Origin of the sequence: Suicoccus acidiformans (assembly GCF_003546865.1) — a bacterium.
GTDB classification, from domain to species: Bacteria; Bacillota; Bacilli; order Lactobacillales; family Aerococcaceae; genus Suicoccus; species Suicoccus acidiformans.
Window position 1 is genome coordinate 698,175 of sequence record NZ_CP023434.1, and the last position, 15,536, is coordinate 713,710.

The 15,536-nt window shown below is 43.4% G+C and carries 18 protein-coding genes; 15 read left to right on the top strand and 3 right to left on the bottom strand.

Annotation, left to right across the window (positions count from 1 at the left end):
- Positions 1-8: 8 nt before the first annotated feature.
- The gene (locus CL176_RS03355; protein ID WP_118990056.1) at positions 9-929 is read left to right on the top strand and encodes an RluA family pseudouridine synthase; all 921 of its coding nucleotides are present in this window, start codon (positions 9-11) and stop codon (positions 927-929) included.
- A complete protein-coding gene (gene mgtE, locus CL176_RS03360) occupies positions 916-2,280 on the top strand; it encodes a magnesium transporter (protein ID WP_118990057.1) in 1,365 nt (454 codons plus the stop codon). Before CL176_RS03355 ends, mgtE begins: the two co-directional genes overlap by 14 nt.
- Before the next feature lie 190 nt (positions 2,281-2,470).
- Here the strand turns inward: mgtE and CL176_RS03365 are convergent, their stop codons facing one another.
- Positions 2,471-2,908 carry a GNAT family N-acetyltransferase gene (locus CL176_RS03365; RefSeq protein ID WP_118990058.1) on the bottom strand — a complete coding sequence of 146 codons (438 nt, stop codon included), beginning with the start codon at positions 2,906-2,908 and terminating at the stop codon, positions 2,471-2,473.
- Positions 2,898-3,101 carry a helix-turn-helix transcriptional regulator gene (locus CL176_RS03370; protein WP_162890804.1) on the bottom strand — a complete coding sequence of 68 codons (204 nt, stop codon included), beginning with the start codon at positions 3,099-3,101 and terminating at the stop codon, positions 2,898-2,900. The genes CL176_RS03365 and CL176_RS03370 overlap by 11 nt, the downstream gene beginning before the upstream one ends.
- 319 nt (positions 3,102-3,420) lie before the next feature.
- On the opposite strand from CL176_RS03370, the gene CL176_RS03380 reads away from it, so the two are divergent.
- From CL176_RS03380 to CL176_RS03440, 13 genes are all read left to right on the top strand, one after another.
- Positions 3,421-4,092 carry a DivIVA domain-containing protein gene (locus tag CL176_RS03380; protein ID WP_118990061.1) on the top strand — a complete coding sequence of 224 codons (672 nt, stop codon included), beginning with the start codon at positions 3,421-3,423 and terminating at the stop codon, positions 4,090-4,092.
- Between the two features lie 71 nt (positions 4,093-4,163).
- Positions 4,164-5,744: a peptide chain release factor 3 gene (locus CL176_RS03385; protein ID WP_118990062.1), complete on the top strand. Its 1,581-nt coding sequence runs from the start codon at positions 4,164-4,166 to the stop codon at positions 5,742-5,744.
- A 122-nt stretch (positions 5,745-5,866) separates the two neighbouring features.
- A complete protein-coding gene (locus CL176_RS03390; protein WP_118990063.1) occupies positions 5,867-6,133 on the top strand; it encodes a phosphocarrier protein HPr in 267 nt (88 codons plus the stop codon).
- Positions 6,133-7,863 (top strand): phosphoenolpyruvate--protein phosphotransferase, encoded by a 1,731-nt coding sequence (gene ptsP, locus CL176_RS03395; RefSeq protein WP_118990064.1) that lies wholly within the window; start codon positions 6,133-6,135, stop codon positions 7,861-7,863. The genes CL176_RS03390 and ptsP overlap by 1 nt, the downstream gene beginning before the upstream one ends.
- Positions 7,864-8,010: 147 nt before the next feature.
- The gene (locus CL176_RS03400; protein ID WP_118990065.1) at positions 8,011-8,238 is read left to right on the top strand and encodes a YkuJ family protein; all 228 of its coding nucleotides are present in this window, start codon (positions 8,011-8,013) and stop codon (positions 8,236-8,238) included.
- Between the two features lie 180 nt (positions 8,239-8,418).
- A complete protein-coding gene (locus tag CL176_RS03405; protein ID WP_118990066.1) occupies positions 8,419-8,943 on the top strand; it encodes a YqeG family HAD IIIA-type phosphatase in 525 nt (174 codons plus the stop codon).
- Entirely contained in the window at positions 8,915-10,042 is a 1,128-nt protein-coding gene (gene yqeH, locus CL176_RS03410; protein WP_118990067.1) for a ribosome biogenesis GTPase YqeH, read from the top strand. Before CL176_RS03405 ends, yqeH begins: the two co-directional genes overlap by 29 nt.
- Before the next feature lie 15 nt (positions 10,043-10,057).
- Positions 10,058-10,375 (top strand): ribosome assembly RNA-binding protein YhbY, encoded by a 318-nt coding sequence (gene yhbY / locus CL176_RS03415; protein WP_118990068.1) that lies wholly within the window; start codon positions 10,058-10,060, stop codon positions 10,373-10,375.
- 15 nt (positions 10,376-10,390) lie between these two features.
- On the top strand, positions 10,391-11,068 hold the full coding sequence (locus CL176_RS03420) for a nicotinate-nucleotide adenylyltransferase (RefSeq protein WP_118990069.1): 678 nt from the start codon (positions 10,391-10,393) through the stop codon (positions 11,066-11,068).
- Positions 11,069-11,079: 11 nt separating this feature from the next.
- The gene (gene yqeK, locus CL176_RS03425; protein WP_118990070.1) at positions 11,080-11,679 is read left to right on the top strand and encodes a bis(5'-nucleosyl)-tetraphosphatase (symmetrical) YqeK; all 600 of its coding nucleotides are present in this window, start codon (positions 11,080-11,082) and stop codon (positions 11,677-11,679) included.
- Positions 11,680-11,687: 8 nt separating this feature from the next.
- Complete coding sequence (gene rsfS, locus CL176_RS03430; protein ID WP_118990071.1) at positions 11,688-12,047, top strand: ribosome silencing factor; 360 nt, start codon at positions 11,688-11,690, stop codon at positions 12,045-12,047.
- A gap of 2 nt (positions 12,048-12,049) precedes the next feature.
- Positions 12,050-12,790 (top strand): class I SAM-dependent methyltransferase, encoded by a 741-nt coding sequence (locus CL176_RS03435; RefSeq protein ID WP_162890805.1) that lies wholly within the window; start codon positions 12,050-12,052, stop codon positions 12,788-12,790.
- A gap of 8 nt (positions 12,791-12,798) precedes the next feature.
- Positions 12,799-13,962 carry a tRNA(Met) cytidine acetate ligase gene (locus tag CL176_RS03440; RefSeq protein ID WP_162890806.1) on the top strand — a complete coding sequence of 388 codons (1,164 nt, stop codon included), beginning with the start codon at positions 12,799-12,801 and terminating at the stop codon, positions 13,960-13,962.
- 155 nt (positions 13,963-14,117) lie between these two features.
- On the opposite strand, the gene CL176_RS03445 is transcribed toward CL176_RS03440, so the two are convergent.
- Positions 14,118-15,536, bottom strand: coding sequence for an ISNCY family transposase (locus CL176_RS03445; protein WP_118989613.1), 1,419 nt, complete (start codon positions 15,534-15,536; stop codon positions 14,118-14,120).

A 15,536-nucleotide genomic window follows, 5' to 3' on the forward strand; every position in this document is an offset into this window, starting at 1 on the left:
AAAGAAGTATGAAATTTGATTGGATTTATCAAGGGGCAGGGCAAAAGACCGTAAAGGAGTTTTTGCGGCAAGAACACCTGCCTCGTCGTTTTATTGCGAGATTAAAGTATCATGGTGGAGATATTCAGCGTAATGGAGAATCGGTTACGGTCCGGGCCCTTCTCAAGCCTGGAGACCAGGTGAGCATTATTGCCCCCGATGAAGTAGGGCATGATACGGTTATCCCTTCCTATGAACCGATTGAGATTGTCTATGAAGACCGGGACATATTGGTGATCAATAAGCCGGATGGCTTATTATCAATTCCCTCCCGGGCCAACCCGAATCAGACGGTGGCTAATCGGGTGAAAGGATATTATGTTCGCAAAGGATACGCCGACCAGGTTATCCACATTGTTACGAGGCTTGACCGTAATACAACGGGCTTGATGCTCATTGCGAAGCATCGCTTAGCTCACGCTCTACTAGACCAGCAACTTCAAGCCAAGGCTGTTCAACGGTATTATCAGGCGCTATCAAGTCAAGCAGGTTATTGGCCAGACCAAGGTTTAATCGAAGCTCCGATCGCCCGTGATGAAGATTCGATTATTACTCGGCGAGTTCACGTATCTGGGCAATATGCTGCCACAGAATGGTGGATTCAAGCGCGTTACGGCCAAGCCGCATTGGTGAAGCTGCAATTACATACCGGACGCACCCATCAGATTCGCGTTCATATGGCCCATCAAGGTAGTCCGCTTATTGGCGATGATTTATATGGTGGTCCGCTCAGTCCTTGGATTCACCGCCAGGCCTTGCACTGCAATGAATTGAAATTCCAGCAACCATTTACCCAGGCGGAGATTCATTTACTTCAACCTTTGCCAGAAGATATGCTAAACTGGATAAAAGCCAACCAAAAGGAGGATATGCGATATGGAAATCTTTGAAAGAAACTTTGAAGAGAATTTAGCCCACTTTACCCACCAATTACGCCATGATCAAATGACTCGTTTTAGAACAGAGTTTCTAGCGCTCCATTATTACGATCAAGCCAAATTGTTCAAGAGCCTTGAAGACGAAGATCGTTTAAAGATTTACCAATATTTGTCCCCTTCTGAGTTAGCGGAAATCTTCGATATGTTAGAGAATGAGCACGAGGAGATTGAGGGCTATTTCGAAGAGATGGCCAACCCCTATGCGGCCAGTGTCTTGAGCGAGATGTATCCGGACAATGCGGTGGATGTATTAAATAATATTTCCAACCGAGAGAGAGTCAATCTGTACTTACACCTGATGCCAACAGATAGTGCCCGCGAAATTAGCCGTTTGATGAATTACTTGGACGATACCGCCGGTTCGATTATGACAACGGAATACATTGCCGTTGATATGGATTTAACTTTGCAAGAAGCTTATTACTACTTACGTCAACAAGCCATCGATGCCGAGACAATTTACTATGTCTATGTTATTGATGAAGAGAAGCACTTACGCGGGGTTCTATCTTTGCGGGAATTAATTATTAATGAAGAAAGCAAGAAAGTAAAAGACATGATGAATACCCGCGTCATCTCTGTTCAGGTGAATGATGACGTTGAAGAAGTCGCCCAGTTAGTGCAAGACTATGACTTGCTTGCGATGCCGGTCGTAGGGTTTGATTCGGAGCTTTTAGGAATTATTACCGTCGACGACATTCTCGACGTAGTGAAAGAAGAAGCGGAAAGTGACTACTCCGGTTTGGCTGCCGTTGACGTCAGTGAGGTGCACGAAACACCTGGTTCTGCTGCCAGAAGCCGCTTGCCTTGGTTAATAACCCTCTTGTTCCTCGGGATGGGTACGTCGACATTAATTAGTCGTTATGACGCACTTATTTCACAAGCGAGTGTCCTATCAGCCTTTGTGACCCTGATTACCGGGACGGCCGGTAATGCGGGTACCCAATCTCTAGCTGTTGCTGTCCGTAAAATTACGAATAAGACTGAAGACACCCATGTTGTGAAAGCATTCTTCTTTGAATTATTAACCGGGGTTGCAACGGGTTTAATTGTCGGTATCGCGGTCTTTCTCATCGTTGTCGCTTGGCAACGTAACATTGCCTTAGGGGGTGTGACCGCTGTATCAATGGCGGCAGCCATCATTGTGGCTAATTTAGCTGGTGCTTTAATCCCGAAATTAATGGATAAAATCGGCTTTGATCCAGCTGTTGCCAGTGGCCCGTTTATTACCACCTTGAGTGACTTGACCTCGGTCTTTATTTATTTCACGGTGGCCCAGATGTTTATGGATTACTTACTGTAGACTGCTTTGCTAAGTATATTTATAAGGGCACAGGAGATTTACTATATGGGGAATTTATTTTCTACTGTAAAGCTAATCTATATCCCACAAGCCAAAAAACTTCCCAAACATCGATGTTTCTGGGAAGTTTTTGATGAATAAGGCATTAAAAAAAGCGATGAAACCATGTGCATCGCGGAGATAAAATAAATTAGTGCAATAATTTAAGCATATCATGATGCGGAATGTTCGCATCGAGATAGCCATCCGGGGAGCTAACGTGGTAGCCGTTCTTCTCATAGAAAGGGATTGCTGTATCTTGTGCAGATAAGACGAGGCCTTTGAGTGCTTTGTCCTGGGCCCAAGCTTCAATCGTATCGAGAAGTTGACTGCCATACTGCTTACCCCGGTAAGCTTTAGCCGTTGCAACTCGCTGCACTTTAGCTTGATTTGCATCATTAATGTAAAGTCTAGCGGTAACAACCGCTTCATCTTCAATATAACCTACTACATGAAATCTTTCAGAATCTAAACCATCTAGTTCAAGATTCAAAGCTACACCTTGTTCTTGAATAAAGACTTCTTTGCGAATCTTTAAGGCGTCTGAATAGATAGTGTTATCGGTTCCGTAAGTCCATTTAAACTTCATGACGGTACTCCAAGAAAAAGATATTGTTTGCTTCTTCGTTTAAAGTTTCCGCAATACGTTCACATGTCGAAGGAGCAGGTTGGAATTTCTGGTTCTCAATCAAATGGATTAAGTGACGGTTTAAACCAACCTGCCTAGCTAAATCCGTTTGGGATAATTGAGCGGATTTCCGTTTCTCTTTAAGACAATTCACGATTGCAACTCCTTTCTGTTCATTAAGCAATTCTTCGTCTTCATTATACTCTCTCTTTTAATGATTGTAAAGACAGGAAGCCGATGAACACGGTATCATGGGGATGTTACAGTAAATATTTTGAGAAAAATTTGAGTGGAAATGATTGGTTCGAGCAGGAGAAAGCCCGTCAATTTCAGAACAAATGTTTTATATTTTTGAGATGTTTTCTCCTGGGGAAAATAGGAAAGGCCTCGATTCATATTTACTTTGAAAGTTTTTTTGAGTATAATGGTAGAGTATATAAACAACAGGGAATGTTAGAGAAAAGGAGAAAGCTATGAGTTCAGGGAATCATTTTTCCTTAGGCTTGTTCGGCTATAACCGTAAGCAAGTGGATGACTTGCTTGGTAAACATCGTGAAGAGATGCGCCAACTTGAAGACCGGATTCAAAAGTTGGAAGCAAGTAACCAAGAACTAGCTGAGCAAGTTGAATACTATGTCGATATCGAATCCGCCCTCAAAGAGGGAATAGTCGATGCGCACATGACGGGTAATAAGATTATTGAGAAATCCAACCAGAAAGCCGATGCTTTAATTGCGCAAACCAATGAGCAAGTCATTCAGTATAAAGAAGATTTCGCCCATCAAAGTCGGGAATTGGTGACAAATGGGCAGCATTTGCACCAGCAATTGAATACCATGAAGGGTGAGATGCAAGAGATTATCGATCAGTATCAGAAATTGCTGGATGATACTGATTTCGATAAGATTTATCCGAAGAAGCAAATTGATCGCTTAGTCCAACAAGTCGATACTTATGAACACGATGGTTGGTTTGAAGAAGCAGTTGAAGAAGAAGTTGGCTTGCGGGCAAGTAGTTTGAGTGAGGATGAAAAGACTGAGTTAGAGCGTTTAATTCATGAGGTCATTGGCATTGAAGAAGTAGCAGATGTCAAGGAAGAAGGTTTGAAGCTCGTCGACTTTCAGAAAGCGAAAGAATTAAATTAAGTTAAGGCGTTAAAGTTCGAACAGTCCGTCGGGATTGTTCGACTTTTTTTGCCAGAGAAAAGGATGATGAAATGAAAGATTTAGCACAAGAAGTAAATAGACGGCGGACGTTTGCGATTATTTCGCATCCGGATGCGGGGAAGACTACTATTACGGAGCAATTGTTGCTCTTTAGTGGGGCGATTCGTGAAGCAGGGACAGTTAAGGCCAAAGGTAAGAAGTCGAATAAGTTTGCCAAGTCGGACTGGATGGAAATTGAGCAACAAAGAGGAATCTCCGTTACCAGTTCCGTGATGCAGGTGGATTATGATGGCTACCAGGTTAATATTCTGGATACGCCGGGGCATGAGGACTTCTCGGAAGATACTTATCGAACCTTGATGGCGGTTGATGCTGCGGTGATGGTGGTTGATAGCGGGAAGGGGATTGAGCCACAGACGAAACGTCTCTTCGAAGTGGTCTCCCACCGTGGTATTCCAGTCTTTACGTTTATGAATAAGCTAGACCGGGATGGATTAGAACCTTTAGATTTGGTGGCAGAGTTGGAAGAAGTGTTAGGCATTGATGCTTATCCGATGAACTGGCCGATGGGGATGGGACGTGAGCTCCTGGGCTTATATGATTTGTATAATCAGCGGGTAGAACTGCGTGGCAAGACTAGCGAAGATCCTGAGACGTATATCGACCTAGATGAATCTGGAGATGTACCTGGCGATTATGACTTTAAGCAGTCATCCGTTTACACGCAAGCAATGGAAGATGCCCAGCTACTCCATGAAGCAGGCAATGACTTTGACCTTGAGCGGATTCAACAAGGAAAGTTAACCCCTGTATTCTTTGGTTCCGCTTTAACAGGTTTTGGGGTTCAGACCTTTTTCGATGCCTTTGTCGACTTGGCTCCGGCACCAAGTACTGTTGAATTAGAAGACGGCCGTATGCTTGAGCCGACTGCTGAGGAATTCTCTGGCTTTGTCTTCAAGATTCAAGCGAATATGAATCCGGCGCACAGAGATCGTATTGCCTTTATTCGCATAAGTTCAGGTGAATTTGAGAAGGGAATGAATGTAAGCCTTGAACGCACTGGCAAAACAATGCGACTAGCTCATACGACGCAATTTATGGCCGATGCCCGCGAAGAAGTGGAAACCGCGATTGCAGGCGATATTATCGGCTTATATGATACAGGTAACTTGCAAATTGGCGACTCGATTTATGAAGGGCGTGAAGCAATTAAGTTTAAGCCCTTACCGCAATTTACACCAGAGTTGTTTATGAAGGTCACCCCGAAGAACGTTATGAAACAGAAATCCTTCCATAAAGGTATTGAACAGCTTGTTCAAGAGGGTGCCATCCAGCTGTATAAAACCTACCATACAGAAGAGTATATTCTGGGGGCGGTAGGGCAATTGCAATTTGAAGTGTTCCAACATCGCTTGCTTCATGAATATAAAGCTGAAGTTGAAATGATACCGATGGGTAATAAGATTGCTCGCTGGGTCGATCCTGAAGCAATGGAGCCGAATATGTCTTCGTCGCGTAACTTGTTGGTGAAGGATATTGAAGGGCAGCCGGTCTTTCTTTTCGAGAATAGCTTCGCTGAGAATTGGTTTAAAGACAAACATCCGGATGTTGAGTTATATCAACTTCTTTAAATGAGAAGAGCCCTCATAATTTTGCTGTGAAAAGGTTGTCAAATACAGTAAAAAATGGTATCTTATTCTTGATAAGGTTTTCAAAACCTAATCTAAGTATATAAGACAAAGGAGAATGTCAAATGGAGAAAAAAGAATTTAATATTATTGCAGAAACAGGAATTCACGCACGTCCAGCTACGTTATTAGTACAAACAGCTAGTAAATTTAACTCAGATTTAAACCTTGAATACAATGGTAAGTCTGTAAACTTGAAATCAATCATGGGTGTTATGTCTTTAGGTGTTGGTCAAGGTGCAGACGTGACAATTACTGCTGAAGGTGAAGATGAGAAAGAAGCCATCGAAGCAGTAAGTGAAACAATGCAAAAAGAAGGTTTGTCTAACTAATGGCTAAAGAAATGTTAACAGGGATTGCAGCCAGCGATGGTGTTGCGATTGCTCCAGTATATTTATTAATGGAGCCCGATTTGTCTTTTGAAACCAAGCAAATCGAAGACGTTCAAGCAGAAGTTGAGCGTTTGGACGCAGCTGTTGCGATAGCAACCGAAGAAATCACAAAGATTCGTGCAATTGCTGAAGAATCTTTAGGTGCTGAAGAAGCCCAAGTTTTTGATGCCCATTTGATGTTCTTGGCTGATCCTGAATTCGTAGGTCAAGTTCGTTCGAAAATTGAAACAGATAAAGTTAACGCTGAAGCAGCGATGAGTGACGTAAGTCAAATGTTTATTGCAATGTTCAGTGCAATGGAAGATAATCCTTATATGCAAGAGCGTGCAGCAGACGTTAAAGACGTGACTGAGCGGATTATGGCTACGTTACTTGGTGTAAAATTACCAAGTCCGGCAACCATTGATGAAGAAGTAATTGTTGTAGCACACGACTTAACTCCTTCAGATACAGCGCAATTAAACAAGAAATACGTTAAAGCCTTTGTAACAAACATTGGTGGACGTACATCTCACTCAGCGATTATGGCTCGTTCATTAGAAATCCCTGCGATTGTTGGAACCCAAGAAGTGACCACTCGTGTCCAAGATGGACAGATGATTATTGTGGATGCTTTAGAAGGTGAAGTTATCTTAAATCCAACAGCAGAACAGATTGCTGAGTACGAGCAGAAAGCACAAGCTTTTGAAGAGTTGAAAGCTGAGTGGGCAACACTTGTGGATGCACCTACTGAAACTAAAGATGGCCAAACATTTGAACTTGCAGCTAATATCGGTACACCGAAAGACGTGGAAGGCGTTATTGCAAACGGTGCAGAAGGTGTCGGCTTGTATCGTACAGAATTCTTATACATGGATTCAACCGACTTCCCAACCGAAGATGAGCAATTTGAGTCTTATAAAGCAGTCTTGGAAGCAATGGAAGGTAAACCAGTTGTCGTTCGTACGATGGACATTGGCGGGGATAAGGAATTACCTTACCTTGCCTTACCAGAAGAGATGAACCCATTCTTAGGTTACCGAGCTATCCGTATTTCCTTAGAACAAACAGACATGTTCAAGACCCAATTACGTGCCTTGTTACGTGCTTCTGTTCACGGTTTATTACGCATCATGTTCCCAATGATTGCGACTATTCAAGAATTCCGTGATGCTAAGGCAATTTATGAAGAAGTTAAAGCAGAACTCATCGCTGAAGGCGTTGAAGTAGCTGATAACATTGAAGTTGGAATCATGGTTGAAATTCCAGCGGCAGCTGTTCTCGCTGATCAATTTGCTAAAGAGGTTGACTTCTTCAGTATTGGAACCAATGACTTAATTCAATACTCAATGGCAGCAGACCGTATGAACGAACGCGTGTCTTACTTATACCAACCTTATAACCCTTCAATTTTACGCTTAATCAAACACGTTATTGATGCTGCGCATAAAGAAGGTAAATGGGCAGGTATGTGTGGTGAGATGGCAGGCGATCAAACAGCTGTACCACTATTAGTGGGTATGGGCTTAGATGAGTTCTCCATGAGCGCATCAAGTGTCTTGAAGACACGTAGCTTGATGAGGCGTTTGGATACTGCGGACATGCAAACCTTAGCTGATAAAGCTTTAAATGAAGCAACGACTGCCGAAGAAGTTGTTGCGCTGGTCGATGAAGCTTTAAGTAAGATTTAAACCTTTAAACCTTAGGGATTTTCCCTGAGGTTTTTTATGGAAATGAAGACCTCCCTCTTGCTTTTTGAGTGTGTTTTGTTAACATAGTATAGGTACAAAATGAGTCAATGGCAAAAGGATTTGTCAGGGCAGGAAAGAAGGATTATAATGAAAGCTTCAGTATTAACTGGAATTATCCAACGTTTAGAAGTAATGACCCATGCCACCGATGAGCCAGAAGTTCGTCGTTTTGAATTAGACGGTGTTGAGAAGTGTCAAGTGACCTATTATCCGGAAGAAGATTCTTTCGAATTGAAAGAAAGTGAAACGGGAACGATTTTCCGCTTTGATGATATTGATTTGGTGGCTATCGAAGTATTTGAAATGCTTGGATAATTTACCAGATACATCTTCCTCATATTTCGCAGTGAACCACGGTTGATGCGAATAGGTACATTTCTACTTAGCGTAGGCTTAGCCCCGCAAGCAGGAATGTGCTTTTTTAATATTTCTGATAGCTTTTCTTGGGGTTAACTTATGCTATAATGGGGATGATAATTTTACAAGGGAGAAGTCATGAGAAAATATATCGAGCCAACATGGCGCATTAATTCTGTCTATGCAATTCAGCCAGAGGAATTGGTGCGTGAAGAAATCCGCGGGGTGATTGTCGATTTGGATAATACCCTTATTGCGTGGAATCAATATGAGTATACAAATGAGATGCGAGATTGGATTGACGAGGTCCGAGCTGAGGGGATTCAAGTTTATATTCTGTCGAATAATACCCAAGATCGGGTATCGAAAGTTGCTGACCCCTTAGGTGTTCCTTTTACGTCTGGAGCGATGAAGCCGACCGGGAATGGCTTCCAGCGAGCCATTGATGTGTTGAATTTACCGCTGGAGGAGATTGCTGTTATTGGAGACCAAGTCATGACGGACGTTATCGGTGCGAATTTGAAAGGCTTGCAGAGCATTTTGGTGAAGCCGATTGCTAGAAATGATAATATTTATACACAGATTAATCGCTTGTTAGAACGTTTGGCATTTAAGTATTTAGGGATTAATCGACATGGAGACTGGGGGGATACGCTTGAGTGATACAAATTATCAATGTATTGGGTGTGGCGTAATGATTCAAACGCAAACACCAGAGGCGAAGGGTTACTTACCACAATCTGCTTTAAATAAAGGTATTGAGCGGGGGGAATTCTACTGCCAACGTTGCTTCCGTTTGCGCCACTATAATGAATTACAGGACGTGGAACTAGACGAAGATGATTTTCTGGCACAATTGGATCAGATTTCTGAAGATGATGCATACGTCATTCATGTGCTAGATGTCTTTGACATTGAAGGCAGTATTATTTCTGGTTTGCCACGTTTCATCGGCCAGCAACCTTTCGCGGTGGCGGTTAATAAGGTAGATTTGCTACCGAAATCAGTGAAGTTGCCTCGCTTACGCCATTGGGTGGAGCAAGTTCTACACCGTAATGGGCTGAAACCGGAGGAAGTTATTCTTGTCTCAGCGAGTAAAGGGCACCATTTGGAGAATCTAACGAAAGTTATTGAGCGGGAAGTGCATAAGCGGAATGTCTATATGGTAGGCGTAACCAATGTAGGCAAATCGACATTAATTAACCGGCTTATTCAGCACTACGGTGGGGATAAAGAAGTGATTACCACGTCTGACACGCCGGGGACGACCTTGGATCAAATTCAAATCCCCCTGACTGATAACTATAGCCTCATTGATACACCAGGCCTTATTCGCTCGAATCAAATGAGTTACTACTTATCGCGCGAAGAGATGGCACAAGTCTTACCACGCAAGCAATTAAAACCACGGACTTTCCAGTTAAATCCTGAGCAGACTTTATTTCTAGCCGGCTTGGCCAGGATAGACTTTCTGGAAGGAGCTAAGACAGCGTTCACCTTCTATGTCTCGAATGATTTATATCTTCATCGCACGAAACTGGAGCAAGCAGATACGATATACACCAAGCATGTAGGAGATATGTTAAGGCCGCCAGGGAAGCCTGAGGCCTTGCCGGAGCTGATAAGTCGCCGGATACGTCTAGAAGCTGATCAAGATATTGCTATTTCCGGCTTAGGGTGGTTCACGGTGAACCAGGCTGTTGAATTAGATGTTTGGCTACCAAAAGGTGTGGGCATGAGTATTCGCCCAGCCATGTTATAAATGGGAGGAAAACGATTGAAAGAATTGTCAAAAGCGCAACAGAAGTATTTACGTAAAGAATCACATCAACATAAGCCAATTTTCCAAATGGGTAAGATGGGCTTAACAGAGGCTTTTTTGGAGCAAGTGGATGAGGCTTTGGAGAAACGTGAGTTGATCAAGTTTAATATCTTGCCGAACTCTGATGAAGATTTACGAGAAGTAAGTCAAATCATCGAGGAGCAGCTAGGGGCTTACGTTGTTCAAACGATTGGTCATACCGTAATTTTATATCGACCATCATCGAAAGCCAAACACCAAGTGATTAGTCAAGCTCTTAAGCAAGTGAAGTAAAGGAGTCGTTCTAAGATGCAGGGAAATGTGACTGCTACACCTCTTCGGCAAGAGAGTGTTTTCTACGAGAAGATTACGTTGACACAAGAGGCGCAGCCACCGACAGATAGTGGCCGGCATCGCATTGGGATTTTAGGTGGGACCTTTAATCCGCCACATCTTGGCCATTTGCTGATGGCAGAACAAGTGGGTAATCAGTTGGAGTTAGATGAAGTTTGGTTTATGCCCACCGCTAAACCGCCTCATGCACCCGGGAAGAAGACGATTGCCTCCCAGCACCGTTTGGAAATGGTCAAGCTTGCAATTGAAGACAATCCGCTTTTCCGTCTGCAAGACTACGAAGTCAACCAAGGCGGGAAGAATTACACAGTGGATACGATGAGGCACTTTGTAGAGCAGTATCCGCAATCGGATTTCTATTTCATTATCGGCGCGGACAGTGCGAATGACTTGCATACTTGGAAAGATATTCACCAATTATCAGAGTTAGTGCAATTTGTCGGCGTGCGCCGTCCGGGAATGCTACCTTATAAAGGAGATATACCGGTATTATGGGTAGAGTCCCCTTTAGTGGACATCAGTTCCTCAGAGATTCGTCTGCGGGTTTATTTAGAGCAATCGATTAAATACCAAGTTCCAGCGAAGGTTGAAGCCTACATTAAAGAACACGAATTGTATGACTTCTCTATGTAAGGGAGATAAAGATGACAGATTACCATATTCTATCCATTGATCGAGATACGCTTCTGGCGGATTTAAGCGAACGCTTAAGCGTTAAACGCTTTGAGCATGTCTTGCGGGTGGAGGCAACGGCTTTGGAATTAGCAGAAGTTTACCAGGTAGACTTCGAACGAACAAGTGTCGCTGCTTTGATGCATGATTATGCCAAAGAGATGCCTGACGCGGCCATGCGCGAACTAGCCTTAGCTTATACTGGTGACCCTTTGTTAGGGGAATTTAATGGAAACTTGTGGCATGGCCCTGCGGCAGCAGAGATTGCGCGCAGCCAATTTGGCTGCCAAGATGTGGAAGTGTTAAAGGCTATTGCAGAGCATACAATTGGAGCTTTAGGGATGAGTGTACTATCGAAAGTGATCTTTGTGGCGGATTATATTGAACCCAAGCGTAAATTTAAAGCTGTGGATAAGGCGCGTAAAGTTGCTTTTGAAGACTTGGACCAAGCGGTCTTATTGAAGATGGCAGGTTCGATTCGTAAATTAATCAAAGACAGTGAGTTAATCTACTTACCAAGTATTGAAAATTATAATGCTTTTGTTAAGAAGACAAGCAGCAAAACCATTTAGGAGGTATTATGGTTCAAACAACAGAACAACATTTAGAAACAGTGATTCGCGCAGCTGATGACCGTTTAGGGCAGAATATTATGGCTCTGGATGTGCAGGGAATAACCCCGATTGCTGATTATTTCGTCATTATGGATGCGAAGAATGAGCGACAATTAGATGCCGTGGTGCAAGCGATTCTTGATGCTTGTGCCGAAGCAGATATTCCGGTTAAGAGCATTGAAGGTCAACAGGGAGGTCGCTGGGTATTGATTGACTTGTATGATATTGTCGTACATGTCTTCCACTTTACGGAGCGGGCTCATTATAATATAGAGAAGAATTGGCAGGATGCTCCACTTGTTGATATTCACGAATGGTTGACATAAACATGGCTTTTCGGGATATATCAGACGTCTATGATCGCTTTAATAATGCGGAAGCATACATGGACTGGTTTGGTCTTATGTTTCAATTACTGCCCCAAGGAACTCAACGCTTTTTAGATTTAGGCTGTGGAACAGGTTTATTAACGCAAATGCTAGCTGCTCTAGCTGATGAAGCGGTGGGTATCGACGTAGATTCTGGGATGATTGATAAGGCACTAAAAGCTGAGACGGTAGAAAATCTACATTTCGAGCAGATGGATATGACCACATTAACCTTTGCCGATGAGAGCTTTACACTTCTGACCGCTTTTCTTGATACCCTATGTTTCCTACCTAATCTAGCTAGTATTAAGCAGACTTTAGCTGAGGCTTACCGCGTCTTAAAGCCTGGGGGCCTATTCGTATTTGACGTATGGCAACCAGAACAGATGACTGATGTTTTCGATGGCTTTAACTACAGTGATGTGGATGAAAAAGGTGCCCTATTGTGGCACAGTTTCTGCACATCAGAAGAGGAGCCTTACCAAGTGGAGCACTATTTGACCGTTTTCGATGAGAGAGAGTCTGGATTTTATGAACGGCTGGAGACTACTTTGACTGAGCGGACCTATGAACTGGAGACTTATCGACAAGCTTTGATGCAAGTAGGTTTTGCCGAAGCGAATATTCAGCTTTTAGATGAAGCAGCTTGGGAGCAATATCCTGAATTTGCGGGACGTTTCGTCTTTATCGTTGAGAAATAGGTGAACTGGTGAAAGCACTTGGAATTATTGCTGAATACAACCCCTTTCATTGGGGTCATGCTTATCAGTTGGCTAAAGCGCGCCAATTAGCAGGCGACTGTCCCATCATCGTCTTAATGAGTGGTAACGTCGTGCAACGCGGTGAATTTGCAGTATTAGACAAATGGACAAGGGCGAGACTGGCTTTAAGCTATGGGGCTGATGTAGTGATTGAAGCACCCATCACTGCGACCCTTCAAGGGGCAGACTATTTCGCCAGCAAACATATACAATTGTTGGCTAAATTGGGTATTGATGCCTTCCTTTTCGGGACTGAGCAGGCGCAAGTGTCAGACTTGGAAGCTTTGCTGGATTTTCAAGAAAGGCATGCTGATGCGCTGGATGACGGCATTCAGAAATATTTGCAGAAGGGCCACTCTTATGCGGCCAGTGTGGAATTAGCAATGCAAGCAATCTACGACGCGCCGGCAAATTTCCAGCGGGATGCACCCAATCACCTGCTCTCTCTGCAATATTTAAGGGCTAATCGTCAGTTAGCGAAGCCTTTGACACCTTTATCTCTCCAGCGGGTGCAGGCTTTCCAAGGCCATAAAGTTCTTAGTGGCAGTCAAATCCGTCAGGCTTTAAGTGCAGGTAAGTTACTTGAAGATAGTGTTCCTCCGGAAACCTATCAAGTTCTACTGGATGCTGCCTTACCCCAGATGGAAGCGTACTATCCAATGCTACGTTACCGCGTGTTGACCTTATCTAAAACAGATTTGGCCAATATGTACGGAATACGTGAAGGAATTGAAGCACGCTTTATGGCAGCTTGCCAAGAGCATACTAGTTTTGAAGCCTTTACCCAGTATATGATATCTAAACGCTGGACACGGGCCAGTATTCAACGTTTAAGTATGCATGTTCTTTTAAATCATCAGCTGGATACTTGGCAACAAGCCGATATTGACACGAAAGCCAAACCAGCTTTACGTATATTGGGGATGAGCCAGCGAGGCCAAGCTTGGTTGAAGCACGTCGATACAGAACAAGTGGACTTATTCAGTAATTTAAAGCAGAAGCATTTTCCTAGATATGAGTTAAATTATCAGGCTGATCAAGTAATGCAATTAGGTGACTGGCAAAGTGTCCCAGAGCAGAATCGGTCGCGTTTCCCTATGATAATTCGCTAAAAAAATACAAAGAAGGATGTCAAGCACAAATGAAAATGTCCCGATTTTTTGTTTTTTAACGTGCAAAGAAAGGGAGTAAAAAACTACCGCGCTTCGCTTGGTTGCTTCGCAATAAAGGGCGATACAAAGAGCGCATCGCCCTTCATCACGAAGGATCAAGATGTCACTTCAACTAGCTCTTTTTTCTTTATGTATTCTTGTTTCTTTAGATATTGTTGATAAGATTGAGCTTTCCACGGATGCGACATGGGTGGAATGTGTGGCTTCGGTTTAGGTTGAGCTTCCTGAATATCCAGTGTTTTAGACACAGCTTGGTGTGACGGCATTTCAATCAGCTCAAAGAGTTGATTTTTATGAGAGACAAAGAGTTGTTGATTACGAGTGCTAATAACCATGACTTTCGTTTTTCTTGGCAAATAGACTTGCTGCCCATGCTGGTCGTAAAGATGATAGACTTGGTTGTTGTATCGAACGGTATGACCAGAGTGAATGACACGTAGGGCAAATTTAGCGAGGATCTGATTGAGATTTGTGTCTGCTGATAGTTTTTCAAAGGCATTTATGCTATCTTTAATGGGGTGAGCGAATTTTTGATTAAACTGCGGGAGGTAGTCCCTTAGAAACTGATTCGCTTCATCCATATTGCGGATACCACTTAACCGCATTTCTTGAAGTAAGCGGTTTTGAAATGTACCGAAAAGACGTTCAATACGTCCTTTAGCTTGGGGGACTGAGGTCGCTTCCAGTTCAATTCCGAGTGTCTGGCAAGCATATCCGTATTGAGTGAGGGCCTGCTCTTCAAGAGCAGCGCCCTTTTTTGGTGCGTGGGCCCCTGAGAAGATACTGCGATAATCCGTCAAAATGCGATGAGGAATACCGTAGTGGGTCAGGAATTGATGTGAGACTTGGTAATAGCCTTCAAGCGTCTCCTGTGCCGCGAAATAAGCGCCTACGACCGTGCCAGTGGCATCATCAATGGCGGCATGGAGGTAGTAATCGTTCTCATCCGCCTCAAACCATGGATGCTGTGAGGCATCCATTTGAAGCAGTTCCCCAGCATATTTGCATCGAGGACGACTCGGGTGTGCTTTTGAGTTTTCAACGATTTGAACCCCCTGTAAGGTATCTTTTTCGTGATGGGTTAAGCCTTTCTTGTCCGCTTTGTCTTCGAGCTCTTTAGCGACACGCCGTTTAGTTCGACGGGTAGCCAGAGGCGAGACAATGTGCACTTCCTTCAAGATATTTCTCAGCGAGCTTTCAGAGAGGTGTTCCCCCTCAACTTCTTGAAGTTTTTCATGGAAGTGCGTGAAGTTAAAGTCATAGTATTTCGAGCGATAGAGCTGAACAATTCGTTTTCGAGTATGACGGTCAATGGTTGTAGAAGGTTTGCGGTTGGCATTCTTGTGTCTGAAGCCTTTTCGCCCCTCTTGTTTGTATTTAAGAATCAATCGATTGATCTGTCGTCTGGATAAGTTTAATTCCACTTCAGCACGAGCTTTGGATTTCCGTCCATTGACGACGGCCTTGATGATATTATATTTATGTTTCTCATTCATGTTAAGATAATCCTCCAT

Coding starts and splice junctions, on each gene's coding strand:
- CL176_RS03355 (WP_118990056.1), top strand. CDS start 9: ATGAAATTTGATTGGATTTATCAAGGGGCAGGGCAAAAGACCGTAAAG.
- mgtE (WP_118990057.1), top strand. CDS start 916: ATGGAAATCTTTGAAAGAAACTTTGAAGAGAATTTAGCCCACTTTACC.
- CL176_RS03365 (WP_118990058.1), bottom strand. CDS start 2,908: ATGAAGTTTAAATGGACTTACGGAACCGATAACACTATCTATTCAGAC.
- CL176_RS03380 (WP_118990061.1), top strand. CDS start 3,421: ATGAGTTCAGGGAATCATTTTTCCTTAGGCTTGTTCGGCTATAACCGT.
- CL176_RS03385 (WP_118990062.1), top strand. CDS start 4,164: ATGAAAGATTTAGCACAAGAAGTAAATAGACGGCGGACGTTTGCGATT.
- CL176_RS03390 (WP_118990063.1), top strand. CDS start 5,867: ATGGAGAAAAAAGAATTTAATATTATTGCAGAAACAGGAATTCACGCA.
- ptsP (WP_118990064.1), top strand. CDS start 6,133: ATGGCTAAAGAAATGTTAACAGGGATTGCAGCCAGCGATGGTGTTGCG.
- CL176_RS03400 (WP_118990065.1), top strand. CDS start 8,011: ATGAAAGCTTCAGTATTAACTGGAATTATCCAACGTTTAGAAGTAATG.
- CL176_RS03405 (WP_118990066.1), top strand. CDS start 8,419: ATGAGAAAATATATCGAGCCAACATGGCGCATTAATTCTGTCTATGCA.
- yqeH (WP_118990067.1), top strand. CDS start 8,915: ATGGAGACTGGGGGGATACGCTTGAGTGATACAAATTATCAATGTATT.
- CL176_RS03420 (WP_118990069.1), top strand. CDS start 10,391: ATGCAGGGAAATGTGACTGCTACACCTCTTCGGCAAGAGAGTGTTTTC.
- yqeK (WP_118990070.1), top strand. CDS start 11,080: ATGACAGATTACCATATTCTATCCATTGATCGAGATACGCTTCTGGCG.
- rsfS (WP_118990071.1), top strand. CDS start 11,688: ATGGTTCAAACAACAGAACAACATTTAGAAACAGTGATTCGCGCAGCT.
- CL176_RS03435 (WP_162890805.1), top strand. CDS start 12,050: ATGGCTTTTCGGGATATATCAGACGTCTATGATCGCTTTAATAATGCG.
- CL176_RS03445 (WP_118989613.1), bottom strand. CDS start 15,536: ATGGAGGATTATCTTAACATGAATGAGAAACATAAATATAATATCATC.